Source organism: Alistipes indistinctus YIT 12060, assembly GCF_025144995.1.
GTDB classification, from domain to species: domain Bacteria; phylum Bacteroidota; class Bacteroidia; order Bacteroidales; family Rikenellaceae; genus Alistipes_A; species Alistipes_A indistinctus.
Window position 1 is genome coordinate 1,709,592 of the sequence record NZ_CP102250.1, and the last position, 18,076, is coordinate 1,727,667.

General features: G+C 52.0%; 13 protein-coding genes and 1 tRNA gene. 8 read left to right on the forward strand and 6 right to left on the reverse strand.

Going from position 1 to position 18,076, the window contains the following annotated elements; translation table 11 throughout:
• The first annotated feature begins 157 nt into the window (after nucleotides 1–157).
• Nucleotides 158–1,660, forward strand: a complete 1,503-nt coding sequence (locus NQ495_RS07245) for an alpha-L-fucosidase (RefSeq protein WP_009133613.1) — start codon at nucleotides 158–160, stop codon at nucleotides 1,658–1,660.
• 283 nt (nucleotides 1,661–1,943) lie between these two features.
• Nucleotides 1,944–2,936 (forward strand): DMT family transporter, encoded by a 993-nt coding sequence (locus tag NQ495_RS07250; RefSeq protein WP_009133612.1) that lies wholly within the window; start codon nucleotides 1,944–1,946, stop codon nucleotides 2,934–2,936.
• A 77-nt stretch (nucleotides 2,937–3,013) separates the two neighbouring features.
• On the opposite strand, the gene NQ495_RS07255 is transcribed toward NQ495_RS07250, so the two are convergent.
• Nucleotides 3,014–3,985 carry a glycosyl transferase family 90 gene (locus NQ495_RS07255; RefSeq protein ID WP_009133611.1) on the reverse strand — a complete coding sequence of 324 codons (972 nt, stop codon included), beginning with the start codon at nucleotides 3,983–3,985 and terminating at the stop codon, nucleotides 3,014–3,016.
• 199 nt (nucleotides 3,986–4,184) lie between these two features.
• Between NQ495_RS07255 and NQ495_RS07260 the strand changes: the two genes are divergently transcribed.
• Nucleotides 4,185–6,572, forward strand: a complete 2,388-nt coding sequence (locus tag NQ495_RS07260) for an outer membrane beta-barrel family protein (protein WP_009133610.1) — start codon at nucleotides 4,185–4,187, stop codon at nucleotides 6,570–6,572.
• Between the two features lie 56 nt (nucleotides 6,573–6,628).
• On the opposite strand, the gene NQ495_RS07265 is transcribed toward NQ495_RS07260, so the two are convergent.
• The 3 genes from NQ495_RS07265 to glf all read right to left on the reverse strand — a co-directional run bounded on the left by NQ495_RS07265 (nucleotide 6,629) and on the right by glf (nucleotide 8,853).
• Nucleotides 6,629–6,703: transfer RNA gene (locus tag NQ495_RS07265), tRNA-Pro, on the reverse strand.
• 213 nt (nucleotides 6,704–6,916) lie between these two features.
• Nucleotides 6,917–7,741 (reverse strand): DUF4422 domain-containing protein, encoded by an 825-nt coding sequence (locus tag NQ495_RS07270; RefSeq protein ID WP_009133609.1) that lies wholly within the window; start codon nucleotides 7,739–7,741, stop codon nucleotides 6,917–6,919.
• Nucleotides 7,742–7,758: 17 nt separating this feature from the next.
• Complete coding sequence (glf, locus tag NQ495_RS07275) at nucleotides 7,759–8,853, reverse strand: UDP-galactopyranose mutase (RefSeq protein WP_009133608.1); 1,095 nt, start codon at nucleotides 8,851–8,853, stop codon at nucleotides 7,759–7,761.
• A gap of 213 nt (nucleotides 8,854–9,066) precedes the next feature.
• Here glf and NQ495_RS07280 point away from each other — a divergent pair, with 213 nt between their 5' ends.
• The 5 genes from NQ495_RS07280 (at nucleotide 9,067) to NQ495_RS07300 (ending at nucleotide 15,685) form a co-directional block, all read left to right on the forward strand.
• Complete coding sequence (locus NQ495_RS07280; RefSeq protein ID WP_009133607.1) at nucleotides 9,067–10,443, forward strand: DUF4861 family protein; 1,377 nt, start codon at nucleotides 9,067–9,069, stop codon at nucleotides 10,441–10,443.
• Between the two features lie 237 nt (nucleotides 10,444–10,680).
• Nucleotides 10,681–12,570, forward strand: coding sequence for a heparinase II/III domain-containing protein (locus NQ495_RS07285; RefSeq protein ID WP_009133606.1), 1,890 nt, complete (start codon nucleotides 10,681–10,683; stop codon nucleotides 12,568–12,570).
• Nucleotides 12,571–12,598: 28 nt separating this feature from the next.
• On the forward strand, nucleotides 12,599–13,834 hold the full coding sequence (locus tag NQ495_RS07290) for a glycoside hydrolase family 88 protein (protein WP_009133605.1): 1,236 nt from the start codon (nucleotides 12,599–12,601) through the stop codon (nucleotides 13,832–13,834).
• A 534-nt stretch (nucleotides 13,835–14,368) separates the two neighbouring features.
• On the forward strand, nucleotides 14,369–14,986 hold the full coding sequence (locus tag NQ495_RS07295; protein WP_009133604.1) for a hypothetical protein: 618 nt from the start codon (nucleotides 14,369–14,371) through the stop codon (nucleotides 14,984–14,986).
• 24 nt (nucleotides 14,987–15,010) lie between these two features.
• Nucleotides 15,011–15,685, forward strand: coding sequence for a hypothetical protein (locus tag NQ495_RS07300; protein ID WP_009133603.1), 675 nt, complete (start codon nucleotides 15,011–15,013; stop codon nucleotides 15,683–15,685).
• 86 nt (nucleotides 15,686–15,771) lie between these two features.
• Here NQ495_RS07300 and tsaE read toward each other — a convergent pair whose 3' ends face one another.
• Nucleotides 15,772–16,191: a tRNA (adenosine(37)-N6)-threonylcarbamoyltransferase complex ATPase subunit type 1 TsaE gene (gene tsaE / locus NQ495_RS07305; RefSeq protein WP_040294412.1), complete on the reverse strand. Its 420-nt coding sequence runs from the start codon at nucleotides 16,189–16,191 to the stop codon at nucleotides 15,772–15,774.
• A 162-nt stretch (nucleotides 16,192–16,353) separates the two neighbouring features.
• Entirely contained in the window at nucleotides 16,354–17,910 is a 1,557-nt protein-coding gene (porX, locus tag NQ495_RS07310; RefSeq protein WP_009133601.1) for a T9SS response regulator signal transducer PorX, read from the reverse strand.
• Nucleotides 17,911–18,076 lie beyond the last annotated feature (166 nt).

Consider the following 18,076-nt stretch of genomic DNA (forward strand, 5'->3'; position numbering starts at 1 on the left):
TAACATCTGACTTTACACACGATTACACTGCGAGAATCTCCCGGGCCCGTAAAGTCCCGGGAGATTTTTACATATTATTTCCTTATATTCGCAAACGATGCTCCCCCGGTCATTTTTCGATATTCATTCATCCGAACTCAAACCTCTTTGACAGACCATGACAAAAAGATTCCTGCCATTGCTTGCATTTTTGGCTCTTGCGGGTTGCTCCGGGCCTAACAACAAAGCCGAAATCAAACTGGCTACCCCGTCGCCCCAACAGATCGATTTCATGAACAACGAAATCGGCGCATTTTTTCATTTTACGACCAACACCTTTACCGGAGCCGAGCACGGCGACGGTACGGCTACGCCGGCCGATTTCAACCCGACGAAACTGGATGTCGACCAGTGGATGGAAGCGGCCAAAAGCCTCGGTGCGAAATATGCCGTACTGACGGCACGCCACGAAGACGGTTTCTGCCTGTGGCCCACAAAGACCACTGAATACTGCGTACGCAACTCACCGTGGAAAAACGGCCGGGGCGACGTCGTCAAAGAGTTCGTCGAGGCGTGCCGCCGCCACGGGATCAAACCCGGACTCTATTTCTCCCCGAACTACAACGGACACGAAATATTCCAACCCAAGGACCGGCCAGTCGAGTGGGGGAAAGTGTGGGACAGTATCACGAATCTGCGCTGGCAGGATTCGGCATTCGTCCAAAAATACCGCCAGCTGGAAGTGGACCAGATCACCGAACTGCTGACCGACTACGGTCCCATCTACCAGATATGGATGGACCACTGGAGTGAAAAGAAAAACTGTCCGGCCGTTACCGCCGCGATCCGGAAATTACAGCCCGAATGCATCCTTACCGGCCCCGATGTCCGCTCACCGGGCAATGAAAAGGGCACGGTCGTTTATCCTTCCTGGAATCCTGTCTATACGATGGACAGCACGAACAATTCACGGGCTGCGGAACGGGTCGACGAACCCGAAGGCCCCAACGAATACGGTTTGCTGGAGACCTACAAGATCGTCGGTCACCCGAACGGCCAGTTCTGGCGTAGCCTGGAGGCTCCGACGGCCGACATGTTCAACCACGGCGGCTGGTTCTGGCACGGGCCGCAGCTCCCGATGCCGATGGACGACCGGATCGAAAATTACTACCGCTCGGTCGGCCTCGGCGCCAACCTGATCATCAACCTGCCCCCCGACAAGCAGGGACTGATTCCCGCCGAAACGGTAGCCGATGCGAAAGCATGGGGCGATACGATCCGCAAACTGTTCTACGGGCCTTTCATCGCCGAAACCGAAACCGCACAACCGGGCAGTGAAGTGGAACTCACCTGGGAAAAGCCGTGCAGGATCGACCATGTGATGCTGATGGAAAACATTGCCAACGGACAAAAAGTTGCCAATTACACGCTCGAAGCGTTCGTGGACGGCAAATGGCAGGCCGTTGTCCCGGCCAACCGGTTCAAATACTGCCCCGAGGGCTATAACGCCTCGCCCGGTTTCGAGACGATCGGACATAAAAAGATCGACCGGATCGTACCCGTCGTGACCGACAAACTGCGTTTCCGCTGTACGAAAGCCGCGGCAGAACCGGTCGAAATTGCCAAATTCGCCGTATGGAACGTAGGGGAAGCAAATCCCACCCAAACGGCAAACCGTTAAGAGGCAAAATGAACGCACACACGTACCCGTTTTTCGACACAACCGCTTCGACACGGCGATAACCGGTCGACAACCATTCGGTTCCATGCCAAAAGCAGCCCCCCTAAAAGGCTGCTTTTGCTTTTATTTCAGCAACCGATCCGGAGTCAGACACCCGAAGCGGAAAAACAGTACTTTTGCACAGGGATATGTACAAAAATGGGATTTCTCCGTACACCCGGAAAATTTTAAAAAATTCAGGGGATCAGAGGAATCCCAATTAAAGAATTTAAACAGATCGTCTATGCAGTCGAAAAGGATGTATACCGGCCATCTGGCCATGCTCGGGGCCAACCTGCTCTGGGGTGTCATGTCGCCCATGTCGAAAGCCGTATTGCAAAGCGGTCTGGTCGGTCCGCTGTCGCTCACCACTTTGCGGATGGTCGGCGCCGCGGCAGCGTTCTGGATCCTGTCGCTGTTTACCCGCCGCGAACATGTCACCCCGCATGACCTGGCCCTGCTCTTTTTCGCATCGTTGTTCGGGGTCACGCTGAACCAGGGGTTCTTTATCACCGGCGTGTCGCTGACCTCGCCGATCGACGCATCGGTCGTCACGACAACCACGCCGATCATTACGATGATCCTTGCCGCGCTCTACCTCAAAGAGCCCATCACCTCGAAAAAGGTGATGGGTATCTTCATGGGAGCCGTCGGCGCGCTGATCCTGATTCTCAGCGCCGATGCCGCCCACACAGGGGAGAATGCCGGCGGCATGACAGGCAATATCCTCTGCCTGATGGCCGAACTCTGTTTCGCGACCTATTGCGTCGTCTTCAAAGACCTGATCGGGCGCTATTCGCCCGTGACACTGATGAAATGGATGTTTACCTATGCGGCGATCTGCTGTATTCCCTTCTCGTACAACGGCCTCGCATCGATAAACTTCACGACTCTCCCGACAGCCGTTTACGCCGATCTGGCCTTTATCGTTTTCGGCGCGACCTTCCTCTCGTACCTGCTGGTACCCATCGGACAACACCGGCTTCGCCCGACGCTCGTCACGATGTATTGCTATTTGCAACCCATCGTCGCATCGATGCTCGCCGTACTGTGGGGAATGGACCGGTTCACGCCGACCAAGGGAGCGGCGATCCTGCTGGTTTTCGTGGGAGTCTACCTGGTCAACCGCAGTAAATCGCGGGCCCAGATGGAAGCCGAAGCGCTCGAAGCCGCACGCCGTACCGCTCCGGATGCGCCTGCTATGCCCGACGTTCCGGAAAGTTCCGGACGCTCCTGAAAAACGCCCGCCTCGAAAACGCCTGACAAACAATTGCAGTAACCGGATAAATATATCCGTGTCCGCCCGGAACCGGATTATGGCAATTGCCCCGTACAGCGGAAATATTTCTGCATAACCAACAACGAGATCAGCCGTTCCCGCTTTTTATCGCGGAACTGTGAAATGTATTCGTGGGCATGGCGGGCGATCGCCTCCGCTTCTTCCGGATGATCGATATAGTATTGCAGCCGCTGCGGCAGGTCCGAATAGTCGCTTTTGATCTCGATATAGTGGTAATTGGGGATCAGCGTCCCTTCCATAAACCAGGTTTCATAGGTCGGACGGGGCATTACCGCCACCGAATTGGTCGACATCACCCATTTGAGACTCGTCGACACGTCGATACCTTCCAGCGTAAGGATGAACTTATAAACGAGATGCTCGAACAGCGTAATCTTTCCCTTACTCCACTCTTTGGGAAATTCGGGCAACGCCGAGATAATGCCCACATCGCACATCGGATGGTCGAAATACTGTTCGACGAAACGGATCCGGTGCGGTTTATAATTGATGTCCAACCGGAAAATAGCCTTATCCATTTTGTCCCGGAACGGGATCCGGTCGGTAATGAAATTGAAATGCCGCACTTTTTCCATGTTCAGGATCACCGAATTGGTATTTTCTCCATGAATCGGACGGCTTTTGACGATCGAGGGTACTCCCGGAACCTGCGTCACATCCCCGAACACATAATTCCAGTACAGGGAATCGCTGAACCACCTTGTAAACTCATAACTATCGAAGAAATAAACCGATCCCGCATCCCCGAACTTGTGGTCCGCGAGCCTGTGGGACGAAACCGGATCGATCGGAACGATACCCTGCATCTTATTGTAATAATCGACACGGCGCAGGATATACTCCTTGTCAGGTCGCTTTTCCAACTCCGCCAAAACCTTCTGCAGCCGGTTGCGGAGCAATACTTTGGGAGTGATATACCGCACGAAATTCTTACTGTAATAGGCCAGCCTGTTATTCGTGCCCTTGTGCAAACGCGACAAAATCATTCTTTTATACAAATTAACGGATTGTGTCCCAAAGATACGAAAAAGCTCGTTTCTTCCGTTTGTTCAACAACTTCCCAGGGTAAAAAAGAATAATCCACACGAAGAATGTAAACCGACACAGGGGCGAACAATATTGGTTTCCCTTTTGTTTGTTCGAAAGGGAAACCAATATTGCACCATCACGCTAATATTTAAAATCATGGTTTTGAGCCGGCAATTCGCAGCGATTCTCTTCGTTTGGCCTCTTTTTGGGGAAGTTATCTATGCCCAGTCACATACTCTGAAAGGGAGTGTCGTGGATGAACTCCGCCGGCCCGTTACGGCCGTCTCGTGTGTGTTGCGGAGTTCTACGGACAGTCTGTTTGTTCAAAGTACACTGAGTGACGAAAACGGGGATTTTATCTTTGCCGATATCGGGAACGGAGCATATACGCTCTACTTGAACCACATGAGTTATAAGCTCCAAACCATATCGGTTGAAATTAACAATCAGGATCAAATATTCGAGCAACCGTATACGCTGCAACAGCAGGAGAACCTGATTGATGAAGTGGTCGTTACGGCTGAACGCCCGACAGTAAAACTGGTTGATCAAAAACTCGTTTATGACGTAACCGTTTTGAAAGACAATAAAATTATCTCCAATGCTTTTGATTTGCTCCGCCATATACCCAATCTGGTCGGCAGCGGGGACGATTTGAAACTGGTCGGATCCTCCAATTATGCAATCTTAATCGATGGTAAACCGTCCTCCCTGACGAAGGGACAAATGATCCAAACTCTCAAAACAATGTCCGCGTCCAGAGTCGCCGATGTCGAGATTATGTACAGCGCGCCACCCCAGTACAATGTCCAGGGGGCGGCAATCAATATCGTATTAAAGAACGACGCACAATCTCCCGAAACTCCGCCACTGCAAGGAGAAGTTGCGGCGGAATATACTCAGGGGCATTATCCGGGTTATGGGATACGGGCCAATCTTTTTTATAACAAATCCTCTTACAAAGTAGATTTAACAGTCGGAGCAAAAACATCAAAAGAATGGAACCGCAACAAAATGGACGCCGTACACCAATTGCAAGAGAATCGGTATGATATTTCGCTGGACGATGAACGGATCTATAAGTTTTCCGACCTTGACTTAAGATTAAATGTTCTCCGGACATTGAGCAGGGGAAGTACGTTGTCTTTGACTTATACGGGAAATCTGAATCGGAGAACCGGATACCAGGCTTCAAACTCCGTTTTCATTGAAAATTCGGATTTATACGAACATGTAAAATCACGGGTAGATAAAGAAATCGATACCGATTTTCACAATATACGGTTCGATTACTCCTCTTCCAAACGCCTTTCCCTCGGTGTTGAATATACGCTGTTTCACGACCCCACAAAAGAGCTTTATAAAGAATTTGACACGGAATATCAGAGCATAGTAACTGAGTACCGGACCAAAACGAAACAGAATATCAATAAGATATTGGTTTACCTGAATCACGAGCTGAGTTTGGGAAAGGATTGGAAACTGAATTATGGAATAAAGGCGAGTTACTCCGCGAATCGCAACAACTACGATTATTTCAAGGTTGTTTCAGCAACTTCCCCGGACTCAATCAGCCATATTAAACAACAAGAGGACAACTATTCAGCTTATGTCGGTTTTTCTAAAAAGATAAATGACAAGCTATCGGCCCAAGCTTCTCTTTCCGGAGGATTTTACCGGGGGACCATTGACTACGGAGATCGCGAACAGACCTTGTGGAGTGATTTTCAGCTATTCGTTAACGCCAATTTAGCATATGTCCCTTCGCCCAAACATACGCTGCAGCTCTCTTTTTCGTCAGAGATACAGTATCCGCCATATTGGGCCCTCAGCAACAACGGTTTCCGCTTAAATACCTATACGATCCTATTGGGGAATCCTTCCCTGAAGTTTGCCCGGAAATATAATGCCCAACTCGTGTATGTAATTAATCAAAAATATACACTGATGGCCTATAATAGTTATGTCCCCAATTACTTTACCCAGGTGCCTTATCAATCACAGGACGCTCTTCAAAATATCATTCAAATGGTCAACCTGGATTATCAAAATATCTACGGTATTGTCGGAATCGTTCCTTTCCGCGTAAAAAAATTCTTGGAAAGTCAGCTAACCGTCAACTTTTTCAGGCAGACTGACAAGGATAACGATTTCCACGGGTTACGATTCAGGAACTCCCACAATTCGTTCATAATTCAGCTGGATAACACCTTTAACATCTCTTCGAAGCCCGATATCAAGGGAGAACTTTCGGGATATTATATCTCGGGCGGCATCCAGGGAATTTATGATATTGAGCATTTTTACAGTATCGCAGCGGGGATAAAATGGCAAACGAACAATAAACGAATCGAGGTCGGAGCAAAGGTCGATGATATTTTCCGGACAACAAATGTCACCTTGAGAACCAATTATCAAAATCAGAATATAAAAATGCGGGATTATGCCGATACTCCATTTTTCAGGTTCAATGTCTCCTACCGTTTTGGAAATTATTCGGGCAAAGAAAAATCGACTGTCGACAAATCGAGATTCGGCAGATAATCGAATCCAGAAATAAAGCGGCTGACTCTAAGAGTCAGCCGCTTTATTTACGATAGTCGGGGTGACAAGATTCGAACTTGCGACCACTCGCCCCCCAGACGAGTACTCTAACCGGGCTGAGCTACACCCCGAGCGACTAAAGTGGTGCAAAGCTACACGTTTTATTTAAAATCTCAAAATTTCGAGCGGGATTATTTTGTTTTCGTCGACGGTTACGCCCTCAGCATCTGATTCGGCCGCAGAATCCGCGCCGTCCCTTTTCATCCGCTTCATAACCTTCCCGCATTTTGCGGCCGACCGGAGGAGAACCGATCGAGCAAACCGGTAAATCCTTATCAACAGAATCAACCTTCGTCTCCGGAAGGGGCGTGCTTGCGGAACGGGTAAGTCACGAAAAACAACAGGTTATTGACCCCAGCATGAAAAAGAAATTTCAGGGTCCCTTTGCGTTTGCGCTCATCGACCATAACCACAGGACGGTAACAGATGCGAAGACGGTTATGCTGCACGTAGACATTCAACAAACGCTCGCTCATATATCCCATTACACGGGCCTGCACCGGATCGTCGGATATCCGGATACGGCGCTCGACCTCTTCGAGCAGGTCGAACAACCACACCGAATAGGCGTCGAACCGCTCCCGCGGCATCACGAACATATTGAAATGCGACAGCCGGTTCCCGCGAAAAAAGAACCGATCGAAAGCGGGCAGGTAATCCGGGTACTTTTCGCCCAAAACCGTGCGCAACAGGTCCAGATCCTCGCGGATGTGCTGCCGGGAATAGTCGGTATAAAGGTTATACGGATAGTATTTCGGCCGGCCGAGAACGACGTCGTACCGGCGAAACACCCGGTCCATATCCGGGACCGGATGCGCCGAAGCAAAAAACTCGGCGGGAGTCCTGGTTTTGACATTGGCCAGCGACCGGCTGCCGAAATCGAAATAACGCCGGTAGTGACATAACCCGATATAATCGGCATCGGACCGGTTTTTCCAGGCCCAATACTGGGCCGTCAGTTCGCAATAGTTGCGATTCTTGGCGCTGATATTCTCTCCCGAATCGTCACCCGTATAACCCAAATCCTCGCGGGCGATCGCCCTGCCGACCTGCACGGGCAGGTAAGGAGGTTCCGCCAGGCAGGCGTCCCGTTTGTGGGCGCAAACCATTATTACCGTTTTACTCATCAGATTTCCGCATCGAGGACCCGGCGGATCACCTGGTCCATATCATAATATTTATACTCCGCCAACCGGCCGCCGAAAACAACGCCGGGGGTGGCTTCCGCCAAATCCGCGTATTTCCGGTACAGGCTGTTATTCCGCTGATCGTTCACCGGATAATAAGGTTCGCAACCTTCGCTCCACTGCTGCGGGTACTCCCGGGTGATTACTGTCTTGGGCTGCGTGCCGAATTCGAAATGCTTGTGCTCGATAATCCGGGTATAAGGGACAGCGGCCGACGTATAGTTTACCGCCGCTATACCCTGGTAATTCGGCATATCGAGCGTTTCCTGTTCGAACCGGAGGCTGCGGTATTCGAGCGGCCCGAAACAATACCCGAAATATTCGTCGATCGGTCCCGTAAACACGACGGTACCGGCCATCGCCTCGAGTTCGCTCCGGTGACGGAAGTAGTCCGTATTGCAGCGACATTCGATCCCTTCGAGCAATTTACCGATCAGCTTGTTGTACCCGCCCACGGGAATTCCCTGGTAAGGATCGTTGAAATAGTTGTTATCGTAAGTGAAGCGTACCGGCAGGCGGCGGATAATGAAAGCCGGCAACTCGACGGCCGGACGCCCCCACTGCTTTTCGGTGTAGCCTTTGATCAACAACTCGTAAATATCCTTGCCGACCAGCGAGATCGCCTGCTCTTCGAGGTTCCGGGGTTCTCCGACCGCCCCGGCCTCACGCTGCGAAGCGATTTTCGCCTGTGCTTCGGCGGGTGTCGCGGTTTTCCACAATTGGTAAAACGTGTTCATATTGAAGGGCAGGTTGAAAATCCTACCTTCGTAATTGGCCAGCGGCATGTAGGTAAACCGGTTGAATTCGGTCAGCGTACGGACAAAATCCCAAACCTCGCGGTCGGCAGTGTGGAAAATATGCGGACCGTATTTGTGCACGCGGATACCTTCGATCTCCTCGCAATAAAGGTTACCGCCCGGATGCGGACGGCGGTCGACCACCAGCGAGGATTTTCCCCGCTGACGGGCCCTATAGGCAAAAGCTGCCCCGTAAAGTCCGGCCCCGACAATCAAATAATCGTATTGCTTCACCATAATAGTTGACTGACAAATATATTTGCCCGCCTAAATGTACAGCTTTCCCGGCGAACGGCAAAACAGGGCACTACCCGGCGCATCCGCTAAATCGATTAAATAGAATATATCCCGCAATATTTTTTCTAAAAATCCGCTATCTTTGAAAAATACTACAACTACCCGAACACAGCCACATAGCTATCACCTTACACTCATAAAAGCCTGAAACAAATGAAAACCAAGCATTTGCTCTCCCTGTTGCTGGCCGGACTGTGCACCGGTACACTCAGTGCCCAGAATTACCCGTGGTACACGCAGGGAGATTTCGCTCCGCAAAAGCGCATCGAATTCAAAATCACCAATCCCACGAACTTGGAGGTCAAAGACGCTCCGGTAATTATCAAGCGCGAAGGGTTCCCGATGCCCGACCTGCACGAAATGATGATCACCATAGTCGACCCGCAGGGCACACCGCGTCCCGCCCCGTCGGATTCGGTCCTCAATGTTCAGGGCGGCCACCAACTGCGCGCCGAATCGAACGGCCGGATGCTGTTCCACCAACTCGACGACTTGGACAAAGACGGCATCTGGGACGAACTCTTCTTCCAGGTCGATTTGAAGCCCAAGGAGACGCGCACGATTTACATTTACCTCGGAGAAAACATCCGCGGCTGGAACAAGCACGGCACCCACGCCAACATCGCCAGCTACTGCCGCCACATCATGCCTTTCTGGGAGACCGGCGAGGTGGGTTGGAAGATCTGGTTCGCCAACAGCGTCGATGCTTACGGCAAACGCAAATCGCAGTTGGTATCCCCGGTTCTTTACGGAGAAAACGTCGACGGTTACGGCATTGCGAACATCAATCACGACTACGGATCGGACATTCAGGAGGTAGCCCCGTCGTTCGGAGCCAGCGCCATCTGCCTGTTCGAGAACCCCGACAAACCGGACTCGATCTCGATGCCGCGCAAAACCCCGACCAAACAGAAACTCGCCCCCGAGTCGCTGTGGAACGCCGGACAGATTTCCGACACCCGTTATGCGTATGACGTAATCGTGAACGGCCCGCTGCGCTCGATGATCAAGATCAAAGGCATGAACTGGAATACCGGCAACGGTTTCTATGAATACGAACAGTATTACACCGCCTATGCAAACCAGAATTACTGCCGGTCGAAAGTGCATTTCAACAAATTCTTTCCCACCCGTGACGGTGTGCTGATGGGCTGCGGCATGCGCAAGAAACCGCAGGAGGACAACTTCATCCAGAAGGGCGGCATCATCATCTCGTCGGGCCCGGAAGAGGTGCGCGACCCCGAAAAAATCGACCAGCGCGAGAATATCGTCGTGGATTTCATCGGCGGGGCGATCGTCGTGAAAGACCGCTATAAGCCACAATACCAATATATTCCATATTACGAAGGGAACCATACTTTCCGCGTAACGCCCGACGAGGACAACACGTTCGAATACATGGTCTGCACGGCCTGGAGTGAGGGAACGAAACTGAGAAACAAAACCGACTTCAACAAATACGTCGAAGAGCAGGCCGTCCAGTTCAACAACCCGATCACCTATAAATTCGTCAAGATCGAAGGCAAATAAGTCCCGGCAGAGCGGTTGCGGGACAATAAAATTCCCACCATTCGAGCTGCAAGACATTTTTGTCGATCCAGAGAGCCTCTTTTCAGGAGGCTCTTTTTTAGGACCCGGTCCAAATGCAGGCATGCAACCGGCTCGGCCCCGTCAGGCAAGGAACCAGGCAAAATGCCGAATGAAATTATTTTCGTATCTTCGGTCCCGGAGTTGGGCGGATCAACTCCGATAACGAATCTTCCTGAAATGAAACTTTTATTTACCTGTATCGCCGCATTGCTGACGCTCTCTGCAGGCAATGCATTAGCTCAGGCCGACCTGAGTCGGCTCGCGGATCACCCGCGCTTATTGTTGCCCAAAGGCACCGAAAAAAAGTTGCTCAAACAGATTAACCGCGATGCGGTCTGGAAGGAGATCCACACTGCGACACTGGGCGAAGCCGACCGGATCATCACCCTCCCGGTCAACGAACGGATCAAAACAGGCATGCGCCTGTTAGCGGTCTCGCGCGAAAACCTGCGCCGGATTTTCATCTTAAGCTACGCCTACCGGATGACCGGGCAGGAGAAATACCTCGTGCGGGCCGAGCAGGAAATGCTCAAAGCCGCTTCGTTTTCGGATTGGAATCCCAGCCATTTCCTCGATGTGGGAGAGATGACGATGGCCCTCGGCGTCGGTTACGACTGGCTCTACCCGGCCCTTTCGGAAGCTTCGCGCAGGACCATCCGCGAAGCGATTGTCGAAAAAGGGTTCAAGCCTTCATACGACACCGCTTACAACTGGTTCGTCGATGCCGAGCACAACTGGAATCAGGTCTGCAACGGAGGTCTGGCCTTCGGGGCGATCGCCGTCGCCGAGTCGGAGCCGGAATGGGCCCAAAAGATTATCGACCGCGCGATCGACAAAGTCCGGTTGCCGATGCGCCATTATGCCCCGGACGGAGCCTATCCCGAAGGGCCCGGCTACTGGGGCTACGGCACTCTGTTCAATGTATTGCTGATCGGCGGCCTCGAAAGCACATTCGGCACCGACTACGGTTTAAGCCAGATGCCGGGGTTCATGCAGACCGGAACCTACGAAATGCAAATGGTCAGCCCGCTCATCAAACATTTCAACTACATGGATAACAGCTACGAGCCCGAATCGTCATCGGCCCCGTTCTGGTTCTACAGCAAGACGCAGGACCCGTCGGTACTCTGCCAGCAGGTGTCTATTTTGCAGCGCGACACAGCGAAGAAATACCTGAAGGACCGCGTGCTTCCGGCCATGCTGATCTGGGGGGCAGGCGCACCGATGGAAAAAGCCGTCGCTCCGCAAGAGACGTTCTGGGCCGGACGCGGCAATACACCGGTGTGCGTCATGCGTTCGGGGTGGGGAGATCCGAACGCCCGGTTCGTCGGCGTGAAATTGGGTTCGCCAAGTATCAACCACGGACACATGGATGTGGGTAGCTTCGTGTTCGAAGCCGACGGCGTTCGCTGGGCTATCGACCTCGGCAGCGAAGATTACAACACGACCGAAACCCGCGGCGTCGACCTGTGGAACATGGCCCAGCAGTCGCAACGCTGGGATGTATTCCGGTACAACAACCGTTCGCACAACACGCTTACGTTCAATGATAAATTGCAACGGGTAAACGGCTCGGCACAAATCATCGAATCGGATTCCGCCACTGCACGCCGATTCGTCAAAACGGATCTGACACCGGTCTACGCCGGGCAGGTCGATAAAGTCGAGCGAACCATATCTCTGGTCGATAACGATTACCTTTTGATCGAAGACGAGATCACGGCCGGAAAAAACTATACGCGGATGCGCTGGACGTTAATGACCCGCGCCACTCCCAAAATTCTGTCCGACAACACCGTAATGCTCGAACAGGACGGCAAGAGATGCCTTCTGAAAATCGAGTCGGAAACACCGATCGTTTGGCGTTTCGAAAAAACTCCCACAGTCAACACATTCGACTCGCCGAATCCCGACGTGACCATGGTCGTGTTCGACACCGACCTGAAGCGCGGGGAGACCCAGTATGTGCGAGCACTGTTGACTCCCATGTCTTCGTTATCACGGGCGTTGGAAGGAAAAACGGGCTGCATCCAGACCAGCGGCCAAACGCCCGGTAACAACGAATAAATCTGATTTATCAAAGAAACATTGACCGATGAAAACTATTGTTTATACGGGCCTGGCCGCCCTCGCCCTTTGTGTAACCGCCGCTTTCTACGCCTGTTCCCCGAAAGAGAGCCCCGTCCAATCTGATTTCGATTTTGCCGGCTCGCAACTGCGCATTGCACTGCAGACGGCCGACAGTATCCGCTCCGCACAGGGCAAAACGCTCGCCGAACTCCCCTCGCCGCGCAACATCGAACCCGACGGTTCGATGCGGTTGGTAGACCCGACAGACTGGTGCAGCGGCTTTTTCCCCGGAGAACTGTGGTACATGTACGAATACACCGGCGACGATTTCTGGAAACAGCAGGCCGAAGCCTATACCGGAGCCCTCGAAAGCCAGCAAACGAACCGGGGTACGCACGATATCGGCTTTATGATGTACTGCAGTTACGGCAACGGGGAGCGTCTCGCGCCGAACGACCGCTACAAAGAGGTGCTGCTCGAAAGCGCCCGCTCGCTCGCTTCGCGCTTCAATCCCACCACCGGTTGCATTCGCTCGTGGGATAACTGGGGTCCGGACTTCCCGTGGCAGTATCCGGTCATCATCGACAATATGATGAACCTGGAGCTGCTCTTCTGGGCTGCACGCGAGAGCGGCGATTCGACCTTCTATAAAATCGCGGTCACGCATGCCGATACGACGATGAAAAACCATTTCCGTCCCGATTACAGTTCGTTCCATGTCGTGGATTACGACACCCTGTCCGGGAAGGTGCTGGGCCGGCAGACGCACCAGGGCTACGCCGATTCATCGGCATGGGCGCGCGGACAGGCATGGGGACTGTACGGCTATACGGTCTGCTACCGGGAGACGAAGGACCCGAAATACCTCACACAAGCCGAAAACATCGCCGGACTTATTTTTTCAAACAAGAATATGCCCGAAGACCTGATTCCTTATTGGGATTACGATGCACCGGGCATCCCCGACGAACCGCGCGACGTTTCGGCGGCCACGGTTGCCGCCTCGGCGCTCTACGAGCTCTCGACTTTTTCCGCCGACAGCGTGAAATACCGCGCATGGGCCGACCGGATCATCGACACCCTGTCAGCGAATTATCTCGTACTGCCCGGTACCATGCACGGCTTTTTGCTCCGGTCGAGCACCGGACACAAACCGGGGGGAACCGAGATCGACGTCCCGATCGTATATGCCGATTACTATTTCCTCGAGGCCTTGCTGCGCAAACAGCGCCTCGAAAGGGGGAAACCGGTCAACGGATAATCCCTCTACGGAAGCGGGATCTTACAACAAATAAGACCGGAGCCATTCACATACGGATCTACCGACAGCCTGGAGACAAGAATGTTTCCAGGCTGTCTTTATTCCCTCCTGTCGCCGATCACCCGGATCGTCTCTCAATCCATTTTCCGCTGCCGAAGCCAATGGGCTCCCGCAAACGCACGGCCATATGGCTTCAATGTATCATGAAGCAAACCGAACGGATATCGCTATCAGATAAGCGTTTCCCGCGTATCCTCCATGGACGAGAATGGATACAAAACCAGACCTCTGCACCAACGGTTGCATGAATGTTCGCTCTCAGTTTGACTGCCCACCGCAACAGTATTTTTTCCATAAGCAGGTTGGATTAATTATTACATTGTTTAATTATTTTTGTAATCATTTTGTAATTTATGTTAAACGATGCGCCCAACTGATCCCGGATTTACTACTTCAGATTTGTGCATACGGGATAAGCGGGAAAACGCTAATTCCTCCCACCTCAAAGGGGAAAAATCATAAGAAACAAATAAAATGAGATTATTGATTCTTGTCCTTTTCGGATTTGCCTCGACTGTGTCCCTACAGGCAGCCGAACTGGTAGAAGGAGTAATTTACCTGAAAAACGGAACCCGAATCGAATATACGGACCTGGACCGAATCGCATTACCGAAACAAAACGGTACCGTCAGGGCTTATCTGCATGCGTTCTCCAAACAAAAACAGAAATTCACGTACCAGCCTTCCGAAATCGACTCTGTCGTTTGCTGGCACCCACAGGCCTGGGAACATCCGAGAAGGTTTTATTATGCCCCGTCCGTAGGCTGGTGCTGGGTCTATTTCGAAACGCCCTATATCCGGGTTTGCGTCTATGCGAAGAAAGGTTACGGTATCGGAACTAACGGAGGCATACTCTGCTGGCAGAGACGCGGCACGTTCAGCTCCTCCCGCTTGGCCTATTATCTGCAAAAAAAAGGCGGGGAAACACTTCTGTTTATCGGAAGCGTCAACCGGCGCTCGAAAGATATTTTCCGCGAACGGATCGCCCGGTATATAAACGACGATCCGCTGCTGAGCGAGCAGATCCTTCGTTCGAACACCAACCGCAGCAAAACGGTGCTGATGCTCAAAGACTATAATCCTTCGAAGTAAACAAACACCCTTAACTGAAAATATATGAACCGATTTTTACTTGCTGTTGCCGCTATACTGGCAACAACCGGCACGATCAGGGAGGCCAATGCCCAGGACCAGGAATTTCGCCATGTGATCGTCACCCTGACATCGGGTGAAAAGGTGGACGGATACCTCAAACGCGGTTGGCATGCCGAAAGTTCAGTTTTTAAAAATCCCAACTATTCGTTCAAAATCACCAAAACCCCCGAAGACAAAGAGGTGATCAAATTCACGGCCGATTCGGTAATCTCCGTCGACTACACCGAAACTACCGAAGTCAACCCCGATGGCATCCGGTGGGAATCGCATGACATAGCCTCGCCGGGTCTCACCAACCGTAACCGTACGTTCCGCCGTCTGGTTTGCGTGAATAAAGTCGGCAACAACGCTTCTGTCTATTGGTGGAAAGGCTGGGAAACGAAACAAATCGGCAAAATCCAGCGCCGGGAACTGGTAACCTATTACGGAATCCTTTTCCACAACGATCCCGACAGTGTCGTCTATCCTTACATGCTGGTCAGTACCGTGATGATGGATAAACAACATCCCGGCCTGAAGGAATATTGCAAAAACTGGTTCAAAGGCGAGGAAGGGAAAATTCGCAAAAAGAAATACAAAGACGACGAGACATGGATCTTGGATATGTACGACACATACCTAACCGAGAAACAATAAGCAATCAGAATCGCCGTTTAGCTTCAAACTTTTCATCCAGACCGCATACCAACGACCGACCGCCTCAAGACACTCGCGCCTCGGGTCTAATCTATCCGCAGCACCCGGCTGTCGTCGCCCGTCACGTCGATCAGGACAGTCATGACACCCTCCGCAGGCATCAACTGCTCGATCTTCTCCGGCCATTCGACCAAGCACAGGTTACCACTGTAGAAATACTCCTCGTAACCGAAATCGAACGCCTCCTCGATCCGATTGATCCGGTAGAAGTCGAAATGATAAACCGGACGGTGACCGCGGTCTTTGTACTCGTTGATTATGGCGAACGTGGGACTGGTCACCATATCTGCGACACCCAAACGGTCGCAGATTTCGCGGATCAGCGTCGTTTTCCCCGCTCCCATCTCCCCGCGCAACGCAACGATCGTGCGGCCCTCCAGCGAATCGAGAATTTCTCCTGCCGCATCGTAAAGGTCTCCCAGTCCGTTTACCTTGATTGTCTTCATCATCGATTATTTATCGGCGTATTCCCCGGTTTTCCGACACCGGCTGCCGCTGAGCAGTACGCCGCTTCCGGCAACGACAAAACAGCACAGGGGCAAAAATACAAACTATTCCCGGTTTTCCATTCCACCTCCCGGTTTTCTTCATCTTCTGCCGGATAGTTCCTACCGCGGTTTCAGTACGATAAACGGAACGATCATCTCTTCCATCGAAATACCGCCGTGCTGGAACGTGTTGTCGTAATAACGCACGAACTGGTTCGTATTGGTCGGATAGACGAAAAAGTCACGGTTGTAGGCGAAGATATAGGTCGACGTGATATTGGATTTGGGCAGGTGAGCCTGTTCCGGCTTCGTAATAGCGAATACCTCCTTGGGATTGAAGGCCAGGTTTTTCCCGGTTTTGTAGCGCAGGTTCGGCGAAGTCTCCCGATCGCCGACCACCTTCACCGGATTGTCGACGCGGATCGTGCCGTGATCGGACGAGAGGATCACCGTGTGGCCGCGCTCGGCGAGCAGTTTGAGCAACAACAGCAGGTCGGAATGTTCGAACCACGAACGGGTAAGCGAGCGGAATGCCGCTTCGTCTTCGGCCAGGTCGCGGATAATCTGCGTCTCGGTGCGCGCATGCGACAGCATATCGAGAAAATTGTAAACGATCACTGCAAAATCGGCCTGGTGGACCTTTTCAATGTTGTCCAACAGCCGTTTACCGGCATCGGAACGGACGATTTTATCGAAATAGAGTTTGCCGCTCCGCCCCTGCGACTGCATCTGCCGCTTGAGGAAATCCTCTTCGTGGCGGTTCTTGCCCCCCGCCTCGTTGTCGTTGAGCCACAGGTTCGGCATAATTTTGTCGATAGCCAGCGGCGTCAGCCCGGCAAAAATCGCATTGCGGGCATATTGGGTGGCGGTAGGAAGAATACTGCAATAAAAATCCTCCTGTTCGACCTCGTAAATACTGTGCAGTACAGGATGAATCATCCTCCACTGGTCGTAACGGAAATTGTCGATCAGGATAAAGATCGTTTTGGGATTTTCGTCGGCCACCGGAAAAACCTTCGCTTTCATCAGATTGTGCGACAGCACGGGCGTATCGCCATCCCGGCTTGAGAACCAATCCAGGTAGTGGTTCCGTACAAATTTCGAAAACTCATTGTTCGCTTCGTTTTTCTGGAACGCCAGGATTTCGCGGATGCCCGGATCGGTCGATTCGGTCAGTTCGACCTCCCAACCGACCAGTCTTTTGTAAATGGCAGTCCAGTCGGCGAACGTGCGCGCCTGACCGAGAGCGGAAGCGATCTCCCCGAACTGGCTGCGGTAATCCGCCGTGCTCTGTTCGGTCACCAACTGCTGGCTGTGGACATTCTTTTTGATCGACAGCAACACTTGGTTCGGATTGACCGGTTTGATCAGGTAATCGGCGATTTTCGAGCCTACCGCCTTATCCATGATATTCTCCTCCTCGCTTTTGGTGACCATGATCACCGGCGTAGTGGGGCGGATTTCCTTGATCTTCGGTAAGGTTTCGAGTCCCGTCATACCCGGCATCATCTCGTCGAGGATAATCAGATCGAACGGATGGGAGGCGACCAGATCGATCGCGTCGTAGGCATTATTGGCGGTCTCGACATCGTAACCTTTTCCTTTGAGAAATAAAATGTGCGGCTTGAGCAGGTCGATTTCGTCGTCCACCCAAAGAATCCTTGCTCCGTTGCTCATGTTGTTCGTCTGTTTTTAACAAAAGTAAGTAAAACCGCTTACCTCTTCAAATATAATGCAAAAAGCGGGTCTTTATTGCCCGCCGAAAGGCTTTACGGCAATTTAAAATACTTAACACAGGCTTCATTTAAATTTAATGGATCGGTAGCGCCCGCTTAACATTCAG

Coding starts and splice junctions, on each gene's coding strand:
- NQ495_RS07250 (WP_009133612.1), top strand. CDS start 1,944: ATGCAGTCGAAAAGGATGTATACCGGCCATCTGGCCATGCTCGGGGCC.
- NQ495_RS07300 (WP_009133603.1), top strand. CDS start 15,011: ATGAACCGATTTTTACTTGCTGTTGCCGCTATACTGGCAACAACCGGC.
- NQ495_RS07280 (WP_009133607.1), top strand. CDS start 9,067: ATGAAAACCAAGCATTTGCTCTCCCTGTTGCTGGCCGGACTGTGCACC.
- NQ495_RS07245 (WP_009133613.1), top strand. CDS start 158: ATGACAAAAAGATTCCTGCCATTGCTTGCATTTTTGGCTCTTGCGGGT.
- NQ495_RS07255 (WP_009133611.1), bottom strand. CDS start 3,985: ATGATTTTGTCGCGTTTGCACAAGGGCACGAATAACAGGCTGGCCTAT.
- NQ495_RS07270 (WP_009133609.1), bottom strand. CDS start 7,741: ATGGTTTGCGCCCACAAACGGGACGCCTGCCTGGCGGAACCTCCTTAC.
- tsaE (WP_040294412.1), bottom strand. CDS start 16,191: ATGAAGACAATCAAGGTAAACGGACTGGGAGACCTTTACGATGCGGCA.
- NQ495_RS07290 (WP_009133605.1), top strand. CDS start 12,599: ATGAAAACTATTGTTTATACGGGCCTGGCCGCCCTCGCCCTTTGTGTA.
- glf (WP_009133608.1), bottom strand. CDS start 8,853: ATGGTGAAGCAATACGATTATTTGATTGTCGGGGCCGGACTTTACGGG.
- porX (WP_009133601.1), bottom strand. CDS start 17,910: ATGAGCAACGGAGCAAGGATTCTTTGGGTGGACGACGAAATCGACCTG.
- NQ495_RS07295 (WP_009133604.1), top strand. CDS start 14,369: ATGAGATTATTGATTCTTGTCCTTTTCGGATTTGCCTCGACTGTGTCC.
- NQ495_RS07285 (WP_009133606.1), top strand. CDS start 10,681: ATGAAACTTTTATTTACCTGTATCGCCGCATTGCTGACGCTCTCTGCA.
- NQ495_RS07260 (WP_009133610.1), top strand. CDS start 4,185: ATGGTTTTGAGCCGGCAATTCGCAGCGATTCTCTTCGTTTGGCCTCTT.